Origin of the sequence: Streptomyces cinnabarinus (assembly GCF_027270315.1) — a bacterium.
GTDB lineage: Bacteria > Actinomycetota > Actinomycetes > Streptomycetales > Streptomycetaceae > Streptomyces > Streptomyces cinnabarinus.
Genome location: NZ_CP114413.1, coordinates 9138689 through 9154007 on the forward strand (window position 1 = coordinate 9138689; position 15319 = coordinate 9154007).

At 71.2% G+C, this 15319-nt stretch carries 17 protein-coding genes; 8 read left to right on the plus strand and 9 right to left on the minus strand.

Going from position 1 to position 15319, the window contains the following annotated elements; genetic code table 11:
• Window positions 1–11 precede the first annotated feature (11 nt).
• Entirely contained in the window at window positions 12–224 is a 213-nt protein-coding gene (locus STRCI_RS41125) for a DUF3311 domain-containing protein (RefSeq protein ID WP_269664116.1), read from the minus strand.
• Between the two features lie 168 nt (window positions 225–392).
• Here STRCI_RS41125 and STRCI_RS41130 point away from each other — a divergent pair, with 168 nt between their 5' ends.
• Genes STRCI_RS41130 through STRCI_RS41140 form a run of 3 tightly spaced genes read left to right on the plus strand, consistent with a single transcriptional unit; the run spans window position 393 to window position 2856 of the window.
• Window positions 393–1931, plus strand: coding sequence for a sodium:solute symporter family protein (locus STRCI_RS41130; protein ID WP_269664117.1), 1539 nt, complete (start codon window positions 393–395; stop codon window positions 1929–1931).
• Complete coding sequence (locus STRCI_RS41135) at window positions 1928–2497, plus strand: sigma-70 family RNA polymerase sigma factor (RefSeq protein ID WP_269664118.1); 570 nt, start codon at window positions 1928–1930, stop codon at window positions 2495–2497. The genes STRCI_RS41130 and STRCI_RS41135 overlap by 4 nt, the downstream gene beginning before the upstream one ends.
• On the plus strand, window positions 2494–2856 hold the full coding sequence (locus STRCI_RS41140; RefSeq protein WP_269664119.1) for a hypothetical protein: 363 nt from the start codon (window positions 2494–2496) through the stop codon (window positions 2854–2856). The genes STRCI_RS41135 and STRCI_RS41140 overlap by 4 nt, the downstream gene beginning before the upstream one ends.
• A 1494-nt stretch (window positions 2857–4350) precedes the next feature.
• Here STRCI_RS41140 and STRCI_RS41145 read toward each other — a convergent pair.
• From STRCI_RS41145 to STRCI_RS41165, 4 genes are all read right to left on the minus strand, one after another.
• Window positions 4351–4518, minus strand: a complete 168-nt coding sequence (locus STRCI_RS41145; RefSeq protein ID WP_269664120.1) for a suppressor of fused domain protein — start codon at window positions 4516–4518, stop codon at window positions 4351–4353.
• A gap of 872 nt (window positions 4519–5390) precedes the next feature.
• On the minus strand, window positions 5391–6371 hold the full coding sequence (gene trxB, locus STRCI_RS41155; protein WP_418953489.1) for a thioredoxin-disulfide reductase: 981 nt from the start codon (window positions 6369–6371) through the stop codon (window positions 5391–5393).
• 5 nt (window positions 6372–6376) lie between these two features.
• Entirely contained in the window at window positions 6377–6796 is a 420-nt protein-coding gene (locus tag STRCI_RS41160) for an arsenate reductase ArsC (protein WP_269664122.1), read from the minus strand.
• 39 nt (window positions 6797–6835) lie between these two features.
• Window positions 6836–7471 (minus strand): arsenate reductase ArsC, encoded by a 636-nt coding sequence (locus STRCI_RS41165; RefSeq protein WP_269664123.1) that lies wholly within the window; start codon window positions 7469–7471, stop codon window positions 6836–6838.
• A 103-nt stretch (window positions 7472–7574) separates the two neighbouring features.
• On the opposite strand from STRCI_RS41165, the gene STRCI_RS41170 reads away from it, so the two are divergent.
• The 3 genes from STRCI_RS41170 to STRCI_RS41180 are packed head-to-tail and all read left to right on the plus strand — an operon-like array spanning window position 7575 to window position 9781.
• A complete protein-coding gene (locus STRCI_RS41170; protein WP_269664124.1) occupies window positions 7575–7889 on the plus strand; it encodes an ArsR/SmtB family transcription factor in 315 nt (104 codons plus the stop codon).
• 39 nt (window positions 7890–7928) lie between these two features.
• A complete protein-coding gene (locus STRCI_RS41175; RefSeq protein ID WP_269664125.1) occupies window positions 7929–8726 on the plus strand; it encodes an aquaporin in 798 nt (265 codons plus the stop codon).
• 17 nt (window positions 8727–8743) lie between these two features.
• On the plus strand, window positions 8744–9781 hold the full coding sequence (locus tag STRCI_RS41180; RefSeq protein ID WP_418953490.1) for an ArsO family NAD(P)H-dependent flavin-containing monooxygenase: 1038 nt from the start codon (window positions 8744–8746) through the stop codon (window positions 9779–9781).
• Window positions 9782–9864: 83 nt separating this feature from the next.
• On the opposite strand, the gene STRCI_RS41185 is transcribed toward STRCI_RS41180, so the two are convergent.
• Window positions 9865–10239 carry an ArsR/SmtB family transcription factor gene (locus tag STRCI_RS41185; RefSeq protein WP_085573763.1) on the minus strand — a complete coding sequence of 125 codons (375 nt, stop codon included), beginning with the start codon at window positions 10237–10239 and terminating at the stop codon, window positions 9865–9867.
• Between the two features lie 547 nt (window positions 10240–10786).
• On the opposite strand from STRCI_RS41185, the gene STRCI_RS41190 reads away from it, so the two are divergent.
• Both STRCI_RS41190 and STRCI_RS41195 read left to right on the plus strand, forming a co-directional pair.
• Window positions 10787–12190: an NAD(P)-binding domain-containing protein gene (locus STRCI_RS41190; protein WP_269664127.1), complete on the plus strand. Its 1404-nt coding sequence runs from the start codon at window positions 10787–10789 to the stop codon at window positions 12188–12190.
• Window positions 12187–13410 (plus strand): MFS transporter, encoded by a 1224-nt coding sequence (locus STRCI_RS41195; RefSeq protein ID WP_269664128.1) that lies wholly within the window; start codon window positions 12187–12189, stop codon window positions 13408–13410. The genes STRCI_RS41190 and STRCI_RS41195 overlap by 4 nt, the downstream gene beginning before the upstream one ends.
• A gap of 679 nt (window positions 13411–14089) precedes the next feature.
• Here the strand turns inward: STRCI_RS41195 and STRCI_RS41200 are convergent.
• From STRCI_RS41200 to STRCI_RS41210, 3 genes are all read right to left on the minus strand, one after another.
• Window positions 14090–14494 (minus strand): DUF302 domain-containing protein, encoded by a 405-nt coding sequence (locus STRCI_RS41200; RefSeq protein ID WP_269664129.1) that lies wholly within the window; start codon window positions 14492–14494, stop codon window positions 14090–14092.
• A 42-nt stretch (window positions 14495–14536) separates the two neighbouring features.
• Window positions 14537–14824 carry a metal-sensitive transcriptional regulator gene (locus STRCI_RS41205; protein ID WP_269664130.1) on the minus strand — a complete coding sequence of 96 codons (288 nt, stop codon included), beginning with the start codon at window positions 14822–14824 and terminating at the stop codon, window positions 14537–14539.
• Window positions 14825–14893: 69 nt separating this feature from the next.
• Entirely contained in the window at window positions 14894–15274 is a 381-nt protein-coding gene (locus tag STRCI_RS41210; RefSeq protein WP_269664131.1) for a thioredoxin family protein, read from the minus strand.
• Window positions 15275–15319 lie beyond the last annotated feature (45 nt).

The following is a 15319-nucleotide window of genomic DNA, read 5'->3' on the forward strand; positions in this document are numbered from 1 at the left end:
GGGACTGCGGCTCAGCGATGCCGGTGCGTCAGCACGTACGCGGCGAGCAGACACAGGCAGCACCCCGGCACCCAGGCGAGCTGGTACCAGTAGAAGAAGGGCGTGCCAGCCAGCCGCGGATCGGCACCGGCGTACAGCGGAACCCCCAGCAGACCCGCGGCGGGTGCGAGCAGCAGTGCGGCGATGGCGACGCGCCGTAGCCGGGAACCACCCCTCCGTGCCATGACCTGCCCTCCCCTCCCGTCCGCTGTGGGTTTGTGCAAGAGTTGCCGACCGGCCGGAGACGGTTGACAGCGGATGTCGAGAAAATTTCCCGCCGTTTCCTGTCCTCCGAATGAGCCCCTCGCGCAACTGCGTGGGTGAGGGCCGAGGCACACCAAGGACGGTGACCCATGGCGGATGGCGCCATGACAACGACGTTTCTCGCCGTGATCGGCGGAGCGTCGCTGCTCGCCGTGACCGCGCGCCGCCTGCGCCCCAGCGACCGGCTCCCCTCCCTGGAGGGCTGGGCGCTGGCCGACCGCAGCCTCGGCCCGGTGTGGACCTGGCTGCTGCTCGGCGGCACCATCTTCACCGCGTACACCTTCGCCGCCGTCCCGGGCCTGGCGTACGGCAACGGCGCGCCGGCCTTCTTCGCGGTGCCCTACACGGTGATCGTCTGCCCACTGGCCTTCGTCCTGCTGACCCGGCTGTGGACGGTGGCCAACCGGCACGGCTACGTCACGGCGGCCGACTTCGTGCGCGGCCGGTACGGCTCACCGCCGCTGGCCCTCGTGGTCGCGCTGACCGGGATCCTCGCGACGATGCCGTATCTCGCGCTGCAACTGCTCGGCATCAGGGCGGTGCTGGCGGCGGGCGGCCTGTACCCGGGAGGTGCGGCCGGGGACGCGGTGATGGTGGCGCTGTTCGCTGGGCTGGCCGTGGCCACCTACCGGCACGGGCTGCGCGCGCCGACCGTCATCTCCGCCCTCAAGGCCGTGGCCGTGTTCGTCTCGCTGACCGCGGTGACCTGGCTGGTCCTCGACCGGCTCGGCGGCCCTGGCGCGGCCTTCGACGGTGCGGCCGAGCGCTTGGGCGGACCGGCGCTGCTCCTGACCCCGGAGCAGCAGCCCGCGTACGCCACCCTCGCCCTCGGCTCGGCGCTCGCCCTGCTGATGTACCCGCACGTGCTGACCGCGGGCTTCGCCGCCGACGGCCCGCAGACCCTGCGCAAGGTCTCGGTGGCACTGCCCGCCTGGACCGGGCTGCTCGCCCTGTTCGGGTTCCTCGGCATCGCGGCCCTCGCGACGGGCGTGCGCGCCCCGGAAGGCGGCGCCGAAGCCGCCGTACCGCTGCTCGTGGACCGGCTGATGCCGGGGCCACTGGCCGGGCTGGTGTTCGGCGCGATCACGGTGGGGGCGCTGGTCCCGGCGGCGGTGATGTCGATCGCGGCCGCCACCAGCTTCGTACGCAATGTGTACGTCGAGTACGTCCACCCGACGGCCACCCCCAAGCGTCAGGTGCGCATCGCCAAGGTGGTCTCCCTCACTGCGAAGGTCGGCGCGGTGGCGTTCGTGTTCGGCCTGCGTGACCAGGACGCCATCAACCTCCAGCTCCTCGGCGGGGTCTGGATCCTGCAGATCTTCCCGGCCGTCGCCGTGGGCCTGTACACCGGGTGGCTGCATCCGCGGGCACTGCTCGCCGGGTGGGGCGTGGGCATGTTCGCGGGAACTCTCATGGTCGTACGGGGAGGGTTCTCGTCGATCGTCCCGCTCGGCTCCGGCCCGGAGATCTACGCCGGACTCGCCGCCCTGCTCCTCAACCTGACCGTCGCCGTGGCCGGGACCGCGGTGCTGAGCCGCCTCGGCGTCCCGCGCGGCGCCGACCTGACCGACCTGCCGTCACGCCTGCACGTCAGGCGGCGCCCCGAGACGGGAGCCAACAACCCGTGAGACAGCATCTGAGACCCGAGAGCGGCACCGCGATACCCGCCGTCCCCCTCACCCCCGCGGTGAGCGACCCGGCGGACGTGGAACGCGAGGCCGGTCTCGCCCGCCTGTTCGAGGTGCACTACTCGTCCATGCTGCGTCTCGCCGTCCTGCTCGGCGCCGACGATCCGGAGAACGTCGTCGCCGAGGCGTACTACCAGATCTACCGGAAGTGGCGGCGGCTGAGGGACACCGAGGCGGCGGAGGCGTATCTGCGCTCCACCGTGTGCAACCTGACGCGGATGCGGATACGGCACCTCCAAGTGGTCCGCAGACACGTGGAGAAGCCCGCGGACGAACTCGTCGCCTCCGCCGAGAGCACCGCCATTCTCCGCGATGACCAGCGCGTGCTGATGGACGCGCTCCAGCAACTGCCGCCCCGGCAGCGCGAGGCGCTCGTGCTGCGCCACTGGCTCGGACTGAAGGAGAGCGAGATCGCCGCGGCGATGGGCATCTCCTGCGGATCCGTCAAGACCCACACCTCACGCGGCCTCGCCGCCCTGACCCAGGCGATGGAGGCCCGGCGATGACGCATCGAGATGCGACTCCGTCGCGTGGCATCAGCGCGGACCGCACGGAGCGGGAGCTGCGCGAGGCCCTCTCCGCCCTCGCCGACGGCGTGCAGGCCGCGCCCGACGCCTACCGCACGGCGCGCGGCGAGTGGCGGCGCCGGGAACGCCGACGCCGACTCGTCCTCGCCGTCCTGATCGCGGTCGTGTTCACCCTGGCCACGCTGCTCGGCCTGTGGGTCCTCAACCAGGCTCCGCAGAATCCCGGCGTCATCTTCTCGGGCAACGGGTCGGCTGCGGGGGCGTCCTCCGCTGTGCTGGAAGAGGGCGCGGCCGGGGGTGGTGTCGGGGGTGGCCTGGGGGCTTCGTCCCGGGGATAGCTGGGGCCGCCGCCCTGGCCGTACCGCCTGAGGAGCCGGCATGAACATTGGGCGCGTGGGAGCGACTGGGCTTGTAGCCCGGTCGTCGTGGCTGCCCGTTCCGGCCAGGTCCGCTCTGGGGGTCTGTGGCGGATGGCCGCAGTGGCCGGAGCGGGGTGTGCGGGTGCGATGCCAGTGGCGAACGGAATGTCCGTCATCGCAGATGGCTGGCCTTGTGGGCGACTCGCGTGGAGCCGGCCAGGAACTCTCTGCCCGTAATAGGAGCGCTGGTTCTGCCCCTGGTGCTACGCAGGGACCGAGTTGAGACACCAGCCGCACGAGGTCTCCCGGCCGCAGTATCAGCCCGTGCACCTGCGCTGGGAACGGGCAGAGTCACGGGAGCTGCCTGGGGACGTGTCCCACGCTTGCGACGAGGCCCACACCTACGAGGACTTCGGCATGACCCTGTGCGGCATGAGGAGCGACAGGCTGACCCCCGCTCCATACGGGATGTGGGCGCCGAGAGGCAGGATGTCTGCCAACCCTGCAAGAAGGCCGCGGCCACTGTCGACCGGCGCTGGCCGCTGGAGAAGCGCGGCACCGGGAAGCGGATTCATCCCAGGCCTCCCGCCGATTCGGACTGGCCCCCTTTCTAGGACAACCGTCGTGATGGCGTGAGCCGCCGCCAGCAGAACAGCGCGCAGCCCAGGGTGCGGAAGCCATCGTGGATGTCGTCGCGGATCTCCCCGCGGTTCCGCAGGTGGCGGGGCCAGCGCAGATGGGCGAACGCGCGCTCGACGACTCAGTGTTGGGTGTCGAGCCGAGGCTGCCGTCGGTGCCCCGGCGGGCGAACAGCAGGTTCATCCACGGCCGGCAGAGCTTCGTCCGGTCCTGGAGCCTCCTGACGACACCCCGACTGGCCTCAGCTCGGGGCTGCTGCGCCAAGATGGGGCGTCATGAAGTGGCCCCGGCGGACGGCTTGTTCTGTCCCCGGGTCCTTATGGATAGAGGCCGCAGCGGTTCAGGTAACCAAGAAGGCTGTCGGCGAGTGGCAGTGTGGTGAACTCCTCGGCACGGAACCACCGGACCGGGCGTCCGCAGCGTCATCTGCCGCGACGGCTTCGCCGGAGACGGGAACTGCGGAAAAGTCGTGAGCCGCGGCCTCTTCGAGAAGCTCACCTTCCTCTGACCCGTCCGCCGGGAACTGACCGTCGACATGCCCGGACCGGTGCCCCATCGCGGACCTCATGCGCGCCTGCCTTCATTCCCGCGAACATCTGCCATACGCCAGTAGCCCGGTCAGCCTCCAAGTCCATCTGCGCGAGATCGGCGTCCCATCCCAGCGCGGCAAGCCTCCGCGATCCGCCAACTCGTCCTCCAAGTACCGGCCCCAGCCATCGCGAAAGCCATCGGCTACCACGACAAGACCGCCACCCGCCTCGTCACCGAGGCTGGCGGAACCTGGAGCTGATACGCCCCCGGAGACCGCAAACGGTGACTGCCGGAGGCCGGAACTCAGGCGACCGACGGCCTGAAAGGATCGGTGGGGATGATCCCTGCCTCGTCGAAGAGCTGCTCCAACGCCTCGGGCCCGTGACGCCTGCGGAACTCGATCTCGGCGGTCGTCACAGGCAGCGTCCACAGGATGCGAGCGTGTCCCCCCAGGAAGTGGGCAGTGCTCAAGCTCGGGTCCGTGGAGATAGGGCAGGCTGATCAGTAGGTGATCGCAGGTTGAACCCGGCACCCACGGTTCACCGATCGGCATGCTGTGCTCCAGGTCGAGCTGATGTCCTCCGCAGTGGTAGTAGGCGATCATCGCCATGAGCTCGATGAACCGCTGGTCGCGGACATGGGCGGTCATGACGAACTCGAGCCCATGACCGTCCTTCTCCATCGCGGCCCAGCACCCGGCGGTCACATAGGCCCAGCCATCGCTGCGGGGACCGGGTCTCCCAACGAGGATGCGCAGATCGGGCGCCACCTGTCGCCGTTCCGGCCCGAGGTCGTAGTCGACGACCTCCACCGAATGCCCCTCGAAGAACGCCCGGACATGTGACTCAGCAGCCACCGCGGCCAGCTGCCTCGCATCACTCACCGCGCGATCATCCCAGACCGCGATGGACCGCCCCTGACAGCTCACTCAGCGGCGTCATGGGCTGCCGACGTCAGCTCCGAATACACGACAGCTCGACAGGCGAGCCCACCAGTCCCGAGGCCGGAGCTTCCCGTTATGTCGTGGTGTGTGCCGCGTGCGGAATACGGGTGTGGCTTTCCCCTCCCCGGCGGCCCGGCGGTGCTTCGGCATCGTAGGCGTGGCGAGGTACGGCTGCTGGCCCTGGACGGGCACCTCGCCGAGTAGGCCGAGGTGGTCCGCGGAATGGGTGACGCGGACCTGCCGCTCCGGGCTGCCGGGGCTCCGCGTCCCGAGGCAGTTGGGTCATCGAGACGGAGGTGGGGAGGGGAGTGAGTCAGAGTCTTCGTTTGGATCACGCTCGGCTGATCCAAACGGCCGTGCCCAGGGACTCGTGGGAGCGGACACGCCGACGTTGTGCCGGTCAGACAGGGACAGCGGCGGTCTCCTGCTCGGCCTGCGCCGTGTCGCGGGATGCGAGGTGGCGCTCGGCGTCCAGGGCCGCTGCGGCGCCGGTTCCGGCTGCGGTGATGGCCTGGCGGTAGGTGTGATCGACGACGTCGCCGGCGGCGAACACTCCGGGCAGGCTGGTGCGTGTCGTCGGTGCGGCGACGGTGATGTAGCCCTCGGCGTCGAGGTCGAGCTGTCCGGTGAACAGCTCGGTGCGCGGGTTGTGGCCGATGGCGATGAACAGGCCCGTGGCGTCCAGGTCGCGGGTGGCGCCGGTGAAGACGTCCCGCAGCACGACACTGGCGAGCATGCCGTTGGTCTCCTTGATCTCGGCGATCTCACTGTCGAACGCGAAGGAGATCTTGTCGTCGGCGAACGCCCGGTTCTGCATGGCCTTCGAGGCCCGCAGGGTGGAGCGGCGGTGGACGACGGTGACCGAGCGGGCGAAACGGGTGAGGAAGGTTGCCTCCTCCATGGCGGTGTCGCCGCCGCCGACCACGACGATGTCCCGGTCACGGAAGAAGAACCCGTCGCAGGTCGCACACCACGACACGCCTCGGCCGGACAGCTCCTCCTCCTTCGGCAGGCCGAGTTTGCGGTAGCCGGAGCCGGTCGCGATGATCACCGTCTTCGCGCGGTGGACCGTGCCCGCGGTGTCGGTGAGCAGCTTGACGTCGCCGGTGAGGTCGACGGAGATGATGTCGTCGTCGATCATCTCGGCCCCGAATTTCTCGGCCTGGGCCCGCATGTTCTCCATGAGGACCGGGCCGTCGACGCCCTCGGGGAAGCCGGGGAAGTTCTCCACCTCCGTCGTGGTGGTCAGTGACCCGCCGACGAAGATCGAGCTGCCGAACAGCAGGGGCCTCAATTGGGCGCGGGCGGTGTAGAGGGCGGCGGTGTATCCGGCGGGGCCGGAGCCGATGATGACGACCTCGCGTATCGAGTGGTCCGTCACGGAGGTCACGCCTCCTGCTGGGCGTCGATCTCGGCGATCAGGGCCTCGATGCGGGTCTTGATCTCGTCGCGGATCGGGCGGACGGCCTCGACGCCCTTGCCCGCCGGGTCCTCGAGCGCCCAGTCGAGGTACTTCTTGCCGGGGAAGATGGGGCAGGCGTCGCCGCAGCCCATGGTGATGACGTAGTCGGACGCCTGGACGGCCTCGGTGGTGAGGATCTTCGGCTGAGCCTCGGAGATGTCGACGCCGACTTCCTTCATGGCCTCGACCGCGGCGGGGTTGACCTGGTCGCCGGGGATGGAGCCGGCGGAGCGGACCTCGATCCGGTCGCCCGCGAGGTGGGTCAGGAATCCGGCGGCCATCTGCGAGCGGCCGGCGTTGTGGACGCAGACGAACAGTACGGAGGCGAGCGGGCTGGAGGACATCGGTTCTTCCTTAACAAGTGGATCGGACGGTGCGGGGGTTCAGGTGCTCGGCAGGGAGGCGAGCAGGTCGGTGATGCGGCTGTCGATCTCGTCGCGGATGCCGCGGACGACAGCGATCGGGGCGCCCTCGGGATCGTTGACGGGCCAGTCCAGGTAGCGGCGGCCCGGCAGGACGGGGCAGGCGTCCCCGCAGCCCATGGTGATGACGATGTCGGCGGCCTGGACGACCTCGTCGGTCAGCGGCTTGGGGAACGCCTCCGTGAGGTTCACGCCGGCCTCGGCGAGCACCTGCGCAACAACCGGCTCCACCTCGGCGGCCGGGTGGGTGCCCGCGGAGGAGACGACCACGTGTCCGCCCGCGCGGTGAGTGAGGAGGGCGGCCGCCATCTGGGAGCGTCCGGCATTGTGGCTGCACACGAACAGTACCCGGGGCAGGCCGCTGCCCGGGGCGCCCTGGACGTGGGCGAGCGCTTCCAGACGCTCGGCGGCCAGGTGCTCCGCCAGCACCACCAGGTGGGTACGGACGCGGGCGTGCCCGGCGAGACGCTCGTAGGAGTCGACGACCAGGCGCTGGACGGTCTCCGGGGAGAAGCGTCCGCGGTAGCGCACGGCCAGGCGGGCTATGCCGGACGCGAGGCGCTCGTCGGACAGGACGGGCGGCGGGGAAGCGGTCATGGGAACCCCCTTCGGGGCATGGGTCCCACCATGGGTGCGGATGCGGATCCCAGGGATCACCACAGGCTGGTATCAGCCCGGAGTGATGTGACAGTATCAGTCCATGATGACGTCAGTCGACACTGATCTGATGCGGGTTCTGGCCGACCCGCTCCGTCTCCAGATCGTCACCCTGCTGGCCAAGGAGACGCTCTGCTCCACGCACCTGATCGAGGAGACGGGGGCCAGGCAGACCAACCTCTCCAACCATCTGAAGGTGCTGCGCGAGGCCGGGGTCGTGGAGACCGAGCCGTGCGGCCGGTTCACCTACTACCGGCTCAAGCCCAACGTCATCGCCACCCTCGCGGGCCAGTTCGCCGATCTGGCGGAGACCGCGCGCGCCACCGCCGAGAACAACATCAAGCGGTCCTGCCCCTGATCCCCGCCCCCTGTGGCGACCTGCACCGAGGAGTTCCTGTTGACCGCCCCCGAGGCCACCGAGCACGACAGAACCGGCCGGCGCGCCGTCACTCCCACCGCTGAACCGCAGCACGCCCCGGGCGCCACCCCGCCCCAGGCTCCTCTGCTGAGCGCCAAGGCGGCGGCCGAACTGGTCGGCACAGCGGCCCTGGTGGCGGTCGTGGTCGGCTCGGGCATCCAGGCCACCGAACTGACCGAGGATGTCGGGCTGCAGCTCCTGGCCAACTCCACGGCCACCGTGTTCGGCCTCGGCATTCTGATCCTGCTGCTCGGCCCGGTCTCCGGGGCGCACTTCAACCCGGTCGTCACACTGGCCGAATGGTTCACCGCCCGCCGCGGCGGCGCCGGAGTCAGCGCGCGGGACGTCGCCGTGTACATCCCCGCCCAGATACTCGGCGCGATCGCGGGGGCCATCCTGGCGGACGCGATGTTCGGCGAGCCGCTGGTGAAGTGGTCCACCCACGACCGCTCCGCCGGTCACCTGCTGCTCGGCGAGGTCGTCGCGACGGCGGGTCTCATCCTGCTGATCTTCGGTCTGGCCCGCACCGACCGTCTGCGCTTCGCGCCCGTCGCAGTCGCCTCCTACATCGGCGCCGCCTACTGGTTCACCTCTTCCACGTCCTTCGCCAACCCGGCCGTGACCGTCGGCCGCGCCTTCACCGACACCTTCGCGGGCATCGCCCCGGGCTCGGTCGCGGGCTTCATCGGCATGCAGATCATCGGCGCCGTGGTCGGTCTGGCGCTGGTGGCGCTCATCTTTCGGCGGGGCCGGACGGACGAGCCGTCGGCATCGTGACCGCCACCGTGCAGGTGATGGTGATCGGCGGCGGCCAGTCCGGGCTCGCCGCCGGATACCACCTGCGCCGCCAGGGCCTTGACTTCGTGATCCTGGACGCCGACGCGGCGCCGGGCGGGGCCTGGCAGCACATGTGGGACTCACTGCACCTGTTCTCTCCCGCCGAGCACTCCTCGCTGCCCGGCCGCCTCATGCCCGCGCAGGCAGGCGAGACCTACCCGGGCGCCGGGCACGCAGTGGACTATCTCGCCGACTACGAGAAGCGCTACGAGCTGCCCGTCCAGCGCGGCATCCGCGTCGAGGCCGTACGCCATGACGGTGACCAGTTCCGGGTGGAAGCCGACTCCGGCACCTGGCGGGCCCGCACGGTCATCAGCTCCACCGGCAGTTGGTCGCGACCCTTCGTGCCTGCCGTCCCGGGGCGCGGCACCTTCGGCGGTCGGCAGCTCCACACCGTGAACTACCGCTCCCCGGCCGACTTCACCGGGCAGCGCGTCATCGTGGTGGGCGGCGGCAACTCCGGTGCCCAGATCGCCGCCGACCTCGCCCTGGACGGCCGTGCCGATGTCACGTGGGCGACCCGGCGCCCACCGCGCTTCCTGCCGGACGACATCGACGGCCGCGCCCTGTTCGATGTCGCCACCGCCCGCCGCCGTGCCCTCGACGCCGGTCGCAGCGATCCCGGGGGAGTGGCCTCGCTCGGCGACGTCGTGGCCGTGCCGCCCGTCCGTGCCGCCCGCGACGCCGGACTTCTCCGCGCACAGCCGATGTTCGCCCGGCTCACCGCCGACGGTGTCCGGTGGGACGACGGCAGCCAGAGCCGTGCCGATGCGGTGATCTGGTGCACCGGCTTCCGCCCGGCCCTGTCCCACCTCGCCCCGCTCAACCTGCGCGGCCCGCGTGGGCACATCCCCACCGCCGGCACGCGCGCCCTCGGGGAGCCGCGGCTGCACCTGCTCGGCTACGGCGACTGGACCGGGCCGGCCTCTGCCACCCTCATCGGCGTCGGCCGCCCGGCGCGTGATGCCGCCCGCGCGATTGCACAGCTGCTGTGACGGTCGGACGGATGGCGAGACTGCGGCGCTCGACGACGTCCGCGCACGCGTCCCGCGCACCGCTTCCCCCTCCGGTCCGGCCGTCAGGCGGCGGCCGGCAGGGCCAGCAGCTTGCCCATGGCGGCGAGCACGGACGGCTCGACGCGGTAGTAGACCCAGGTGCCGCGGCGCTCTGAGGTGAGCAGCCCGGCTTCTTTCAGTTTCTTGAGGTGGTGGGAGACGGTGGGCTGGGAGACGCCGACATCGGAGATGTCGCACACGCACGCCTCGCCCCCCTCGTGCGAGGCCACGGCGGAGAACAGCCGCAGGCGGACCGGGTCGCCCAGCGCCTTGAACATCCGCGCGGCCGTCTCGGCCTCCTCGGCGGTCATCGGGCGTTCGGTCAGCGGCGGGCAGCACGGCGCCACACCCTGACCGTCGGCGGGCTCGAGCAGCGGCAGCACCTTCGCATTCGACATACGTCTATGTTGACACACGTCGAACCAGTGCGGGGAGGCCACCGTTACCGGTGCGCGAGGTGGGCGGCGGGCGACGCGGCCTGCGTCCCGGCCCGCGCCGCGCCGCGAGTCCGACGGCAGGCTGCAGTGCCGTTCCAGCGCGACGAGGGCCAGTCCCGGAACCTCGGTGGCGAGACCCTCGCGATGGCGGGGGTTCCGGGCGGCGAACGGGGGCGTTGTCGAGGTGGGGCAGATCGGGACGGTGTCGGTGGCGATCGCGTCGACCTCCTCCCCGCTCGCCGTCGGGCCGGATGACCTTGGCTCCGTCCGTGTCTGCGAACCGCGGCCGCCGCTCGGGCCGTCCGGCGGCCAGGGCGGCCAGGGCGGCCAGGGCGGCCCGAGCGGCCCGAGCGGCGCGGCGTCCAAGCCGCTGATCACGGTGACGCCGATGTCCTCCCGCGACGGAACCCCTGGATTCGATAAATGTCTATGTTGACGTTCATCGATGCAGCTGCCATGCTGGGCCGCGCAAGCCATCGACGGATGTCGAAACAAGCAAGGAGTCGCCGTGAACGCGCACGCCACCACCGACCTGCCCGTCGTCGTGATCGGGGCCGGACCCGCCGGACTGGCCGCCGCCGCCCACCTGATCGACCAGGGCATCGAGCCCGTGGTCCTGGAAGCCGGCCAGAGTGCCGGAGCCGCGGTGCGCGAGTGGGCGCACGTGCGCCTGTTCTCCCCCTGGGCCGAGGTCGTCGACCCGGCCGCCGAGAAGCTCCTGGCCCCAACCGGCTGGACACGCCCCGACCCGGCCGACTACCCCTCCGGCGGCGACTGGGCCGACCTCTACCTCCAGCCGCTCGCCGACGTCCTCGGCGACCGCGTCCGCTACGGCGCCACGGTCACCGGAGTCTCCCGCACCGGCCGGGACCGCATCGTCGACGCCGACCGCGAGCAGCAGCCGTTCGTCGTGCACACCGCCCATGCCGACGGCCGCGAGGAGCGCCTTTTCGCCCGCGCGGTCATCGACGCATCCGGCACCTGGGCCACACCGTCCCCGGCCGGCGGCAGCGGGCTGCCCGCCCTCGGGGAGAAGGCCGCGGCCGACCGGATCACCTACCGCGTCCCGGACCTGAAGGACCCCGCCGTGCGCAGCCGGTACGCCGGCAGGCGCACCGCCGTCATCGGCTCCGGCGCCTCCGCCTTCACCGCCCTCGCCTACCTGGCCGACCTCGCCAAGTCCGAAGACGGCGAGGGAACCAAGGGGCTGTGGATCCTGCGCCGGGGCATCTCCGGATCCACCTTCGGCGGCGGCGAAGCCGACCAGCTCCCCGCCCGCGGCGCGCTCGGTCTGGCGGCGAAGGCCGCCGTTGACGCCGGTCACGCGGACGCGGTCACCGGCTTCCGCACCGATGCGATCGAGCGCGACGCCGACGGCCGCCTGGTCCTGGTCGGCGAGGACGGCCGCCGCCTGGACCAGGTGGACGAGGTGATCGTGCTGACCGGCTTCCGCCCCGACCTGTCCTTCATGGGCGAACTCCGCCTGGGCCTGGACGAGCGCCTCCAGGCACCGGTCGAGCTGGCCCCCCTGATCGACCCCAACCAGCACTCCTGCGGCACCGTCTACCCGCACGGCCACCGCGAGCTCTCCCACCCGGAGCAGGGCGTGTACCTGGTGGGGATGAAGTCCTACGGCCGCGCCCCCACCTTCCTGGCGATGACCGGCTACGAGCAGGTCCGCTCCGTGGCCGCCGCGATCGCCGGCGACCTCGCCTCCGCCGACCGCGTGGAACTCACCCTGCCCGAGACGGGAGTCTGCGGCGGCGCCGGCCTGTTCGACGCCCCCGACGCCGACCAGGCCGACAGCGGCGGCTGCTGCGCGCCCGCGCCGCAGCTCGTCCAGCTCGGCGCCCCCGCCGCGGCCGGGGTGGCTGCCGAGCAGGCCCCGGCGGGCGGTTGCTGCGGCTCGTGACCGACCTCAACACCCCCGCTCGCGGGGCCGCGACCGGAACAGGGGACCGGTCGCGGCCCCGCGCCGCCCTGCCCGCCCTCTGCGTCACGCAGATCGTGAGCTGGGGCATCGTCTACTACGCCTTCCCCGTCCTCAATCCGCAGATCACCGCCGCGACCGGCTGGCCGGCCGGAGCGACCACCGCGGCGTTCTCGCTCGGTCTCGTCGTCTCCGCCCTCGCCGGGATCCGCGTCGGCCGGATCCTGGACCGGCGCGGCCCGCGCACCGTCATGACCGTCGGCTCTGTGGTCGGAGTGGTCAGCCTGCTGATCGTGGCTGCGGCCCCGAACCTTCCGGTTTTCATGACGGGTTGGGCGCTGGCCGGACTCGCGATGGCGACCACCTTCTACCAGCCGGCGTTCGCCGCCCTGACCCGCTGGTGGGCCCCCGACCACGTACGCGCCCTGACGGTCGTCACCCTCGCCGGCGGGCTAGCCTCCACCGTCTTCGCGCCCTTGACCGCAGCCCTCGCCGCCCAGCTGTCCTGGCGCCACACCTACCTTGTGCTCGCCGGCATCCTCGCCGCCATCACCATCCCGGCCCACACCCTGGCCCTGCGCGCACCCTGGCCGGACGCCCCAACCGCCCCTGCACACGCGGTCACAGGCGCCGCCGAGGCCGCGCGCACCCGGCCGTTCCTCCTGCTCGCCACCGCCTTCACCCTGTCCGGCTTCGCGATGTACGCCGTCGTCGTCGCCCTCGTCCCGCTCTTCCTGGAACGCGGCTACACCACCAGTCAGGCCGCCTGGGCCCTCGGCATCGGCGGCGCCGGACAAACCCTCGGCCGCACTCTGTACGCAGCACTCGCACGCCGTACCACTGCCACGGCCCGCACCACGATCCTGATCGCGCTCGGAGGCGTCACCACCGCCGCCTTCGCCGCCGTTCCAGGCCCGTACGCCCTGCTCATCGCCGTGTCGATCCTGGCCGGCATGGTCCGCGGCAACCTCACCCTGCTCCAGGCCACCGCCATCACCGACCGCTGGGGCGCCACCCACTACGGGCGCCTCTCCGGACTCCTGGCGGCACCGGCCACCACAGCGGCAGCCCTCGCGCCGTTCGCCGGCGCCGCCCTGGCCGTACCCCTCGGCGGCTACGGACCACTCTTTTGCCTCCTCGCCACCGTCTCCATGGCCGCCGTCCTCACCGCGCCGTGGACAGGCACCGCCAAACCCCACTGAGGGACTCTCACAAGCCGTCGGTGCAGCGGCGCGCGGTACCGATCCGGCGCAGGGCGAGCCGCGCCAGGTAGGTGTTCCAGCCGCGGGCTGCCCGGCGGGCCCACTGGAGGGCTGCCCATCGCATGAGGTCGATCAGGCGGGCGGGCAAGTCGCGCGCGCCGAACTTGAAGACGACGGCATCGCGGAGCGGCCTGCCTTGACCAGGAGTTCGGCGAGTCCGGCCCGGTCCCGGGTGGGGGTCGCGTGGTAGACGCGGGCCCGTTCAGCGAGCAGGCCGGGAAGCGTGCGGTCAATGCGCGTGCACTGGGCGGCCAGCCGCCACTCAGAAGCATCGACAACGGCCGTGCGCAGCTCGTGCAGGGGACGAACCGGGCCATCATCGGGAGGTCATACGCGGCGGAGAGCGCGGGCAGTGCGTCGTGGACGCGCGTGTGAACTGGCGCCCGGTCTGTGAGGAGCCGGACGGGGCCGACCCCGAGGGCGTCCGCGAACGCTTCGAGAGTGGCTTCGCTCAACCCGTGCCCGAGGAACGCCCCTCGCCCGGGACGTAGGCACCCGGCAGCGACCGGACCCATGAACAGGTCCCGGGCGAAGCCGCACACGCTCTGGGACAGAGCATGCGTGGGTCGGACGGAACGTGCGCGGGCCTGCGAGAGCCGCTGGAGTGTCGGGTTGTCGGTCAGATGCTCGTGTCTGGAGCGGTGAGGGAGGAGAGGGCGGCGTCGAGGCGGCGAGTGGCTTCCTCGGCGACCGGGCGCAGGGCGTCCAGTTCGGTGAGGGTGACCATGGTGTTGGGGTCGAGGGCTTGTACGGCGGTGTGGTCGCCGTCCCGGCGGACGACGACATTGCACGGCAGCAGCAGGCCGATGGTGCGGTCGGTCTCCAGGGCGCGGTGGGCGAGAGGTGGATTGCAGGCGCCGAGGATGACGTAGTCCTCCATGTCGTGGTCGAGCTTCGCCTTGAGGGTGGCGGTGACGTCGATCTCGGTGAGGATGCCGAAGCCCTGTGCGGCGAGGGCGTCGCGGGTCCGGGTGACGGCGGTGGCGAAGTCGGCGTCGAGGTGCACGGTCCGGTCGTAGCGCATGACATCGGCCTTTCTTGTCGACTCGTGCCGCGTGCCGGCGGATCACGCCAGGGACAGGAACAGCTTCTCCAGCCGGGCGCGCATGGCCTCCGGGTCCTCGCCGTTCTTGCGGCCGGACTCCATGTCGATGACACACTGCTGAAGGCCCGTCGCGATGATTGCGAAACCGGCGCGGTCCAGCGCGCGCGAGGCGGCGGCGAGCTGTGTGACGACGTCCTCGCAGTCGCGTCCCTCCTCGATCATCTTGATCACGCCGGAGATCTGGCCCTGCGCGCGACGCAGCCGGTTCAACACGGCCTTCAGGTCGTCACCCTCAAGCTCCAGTTCCACATTCACTCCTCGAAAATACCCCTAGGGGTACTATAGGTCCCGGTTCGGTACGGCGTCGACCGCCCATGATCACACCTGTTCCGTTGCCCCTGCCGAGCCTGCTGCCGCCTTCCGGCGTACGTCCGCCATGTCGACGGCCCGGATCTTGCCGATGAGCTCTTCCAGTGCCTGCGGCGGCAGTGCGCCGGGCTGTGCGTACAAAACGGTCCGGTCGCGGACGGCCATCAGCGTGGGGATGGACGAGATCCGGAAGGCGCCGGCGAGTTCGGGCTGTGCCTCGGTGTCGACCTTGCCGAAGACGATGTCCGGGTGGCGCTCGGCGGCCTTCTCGTAGACGGGGCCGAACATCCGGCACGGTCCGCACCATGCGGCCCAGAAGTCGATGAGCAAGATATCGGAGCCGGTGACGGTCTCCTCGAAATTGTCCTTGGTCAGTTCGACGGTCGGCATGGGGTCCCTCCGCTGTCATATACCCGGTGGGGTATGTGCTTCTGC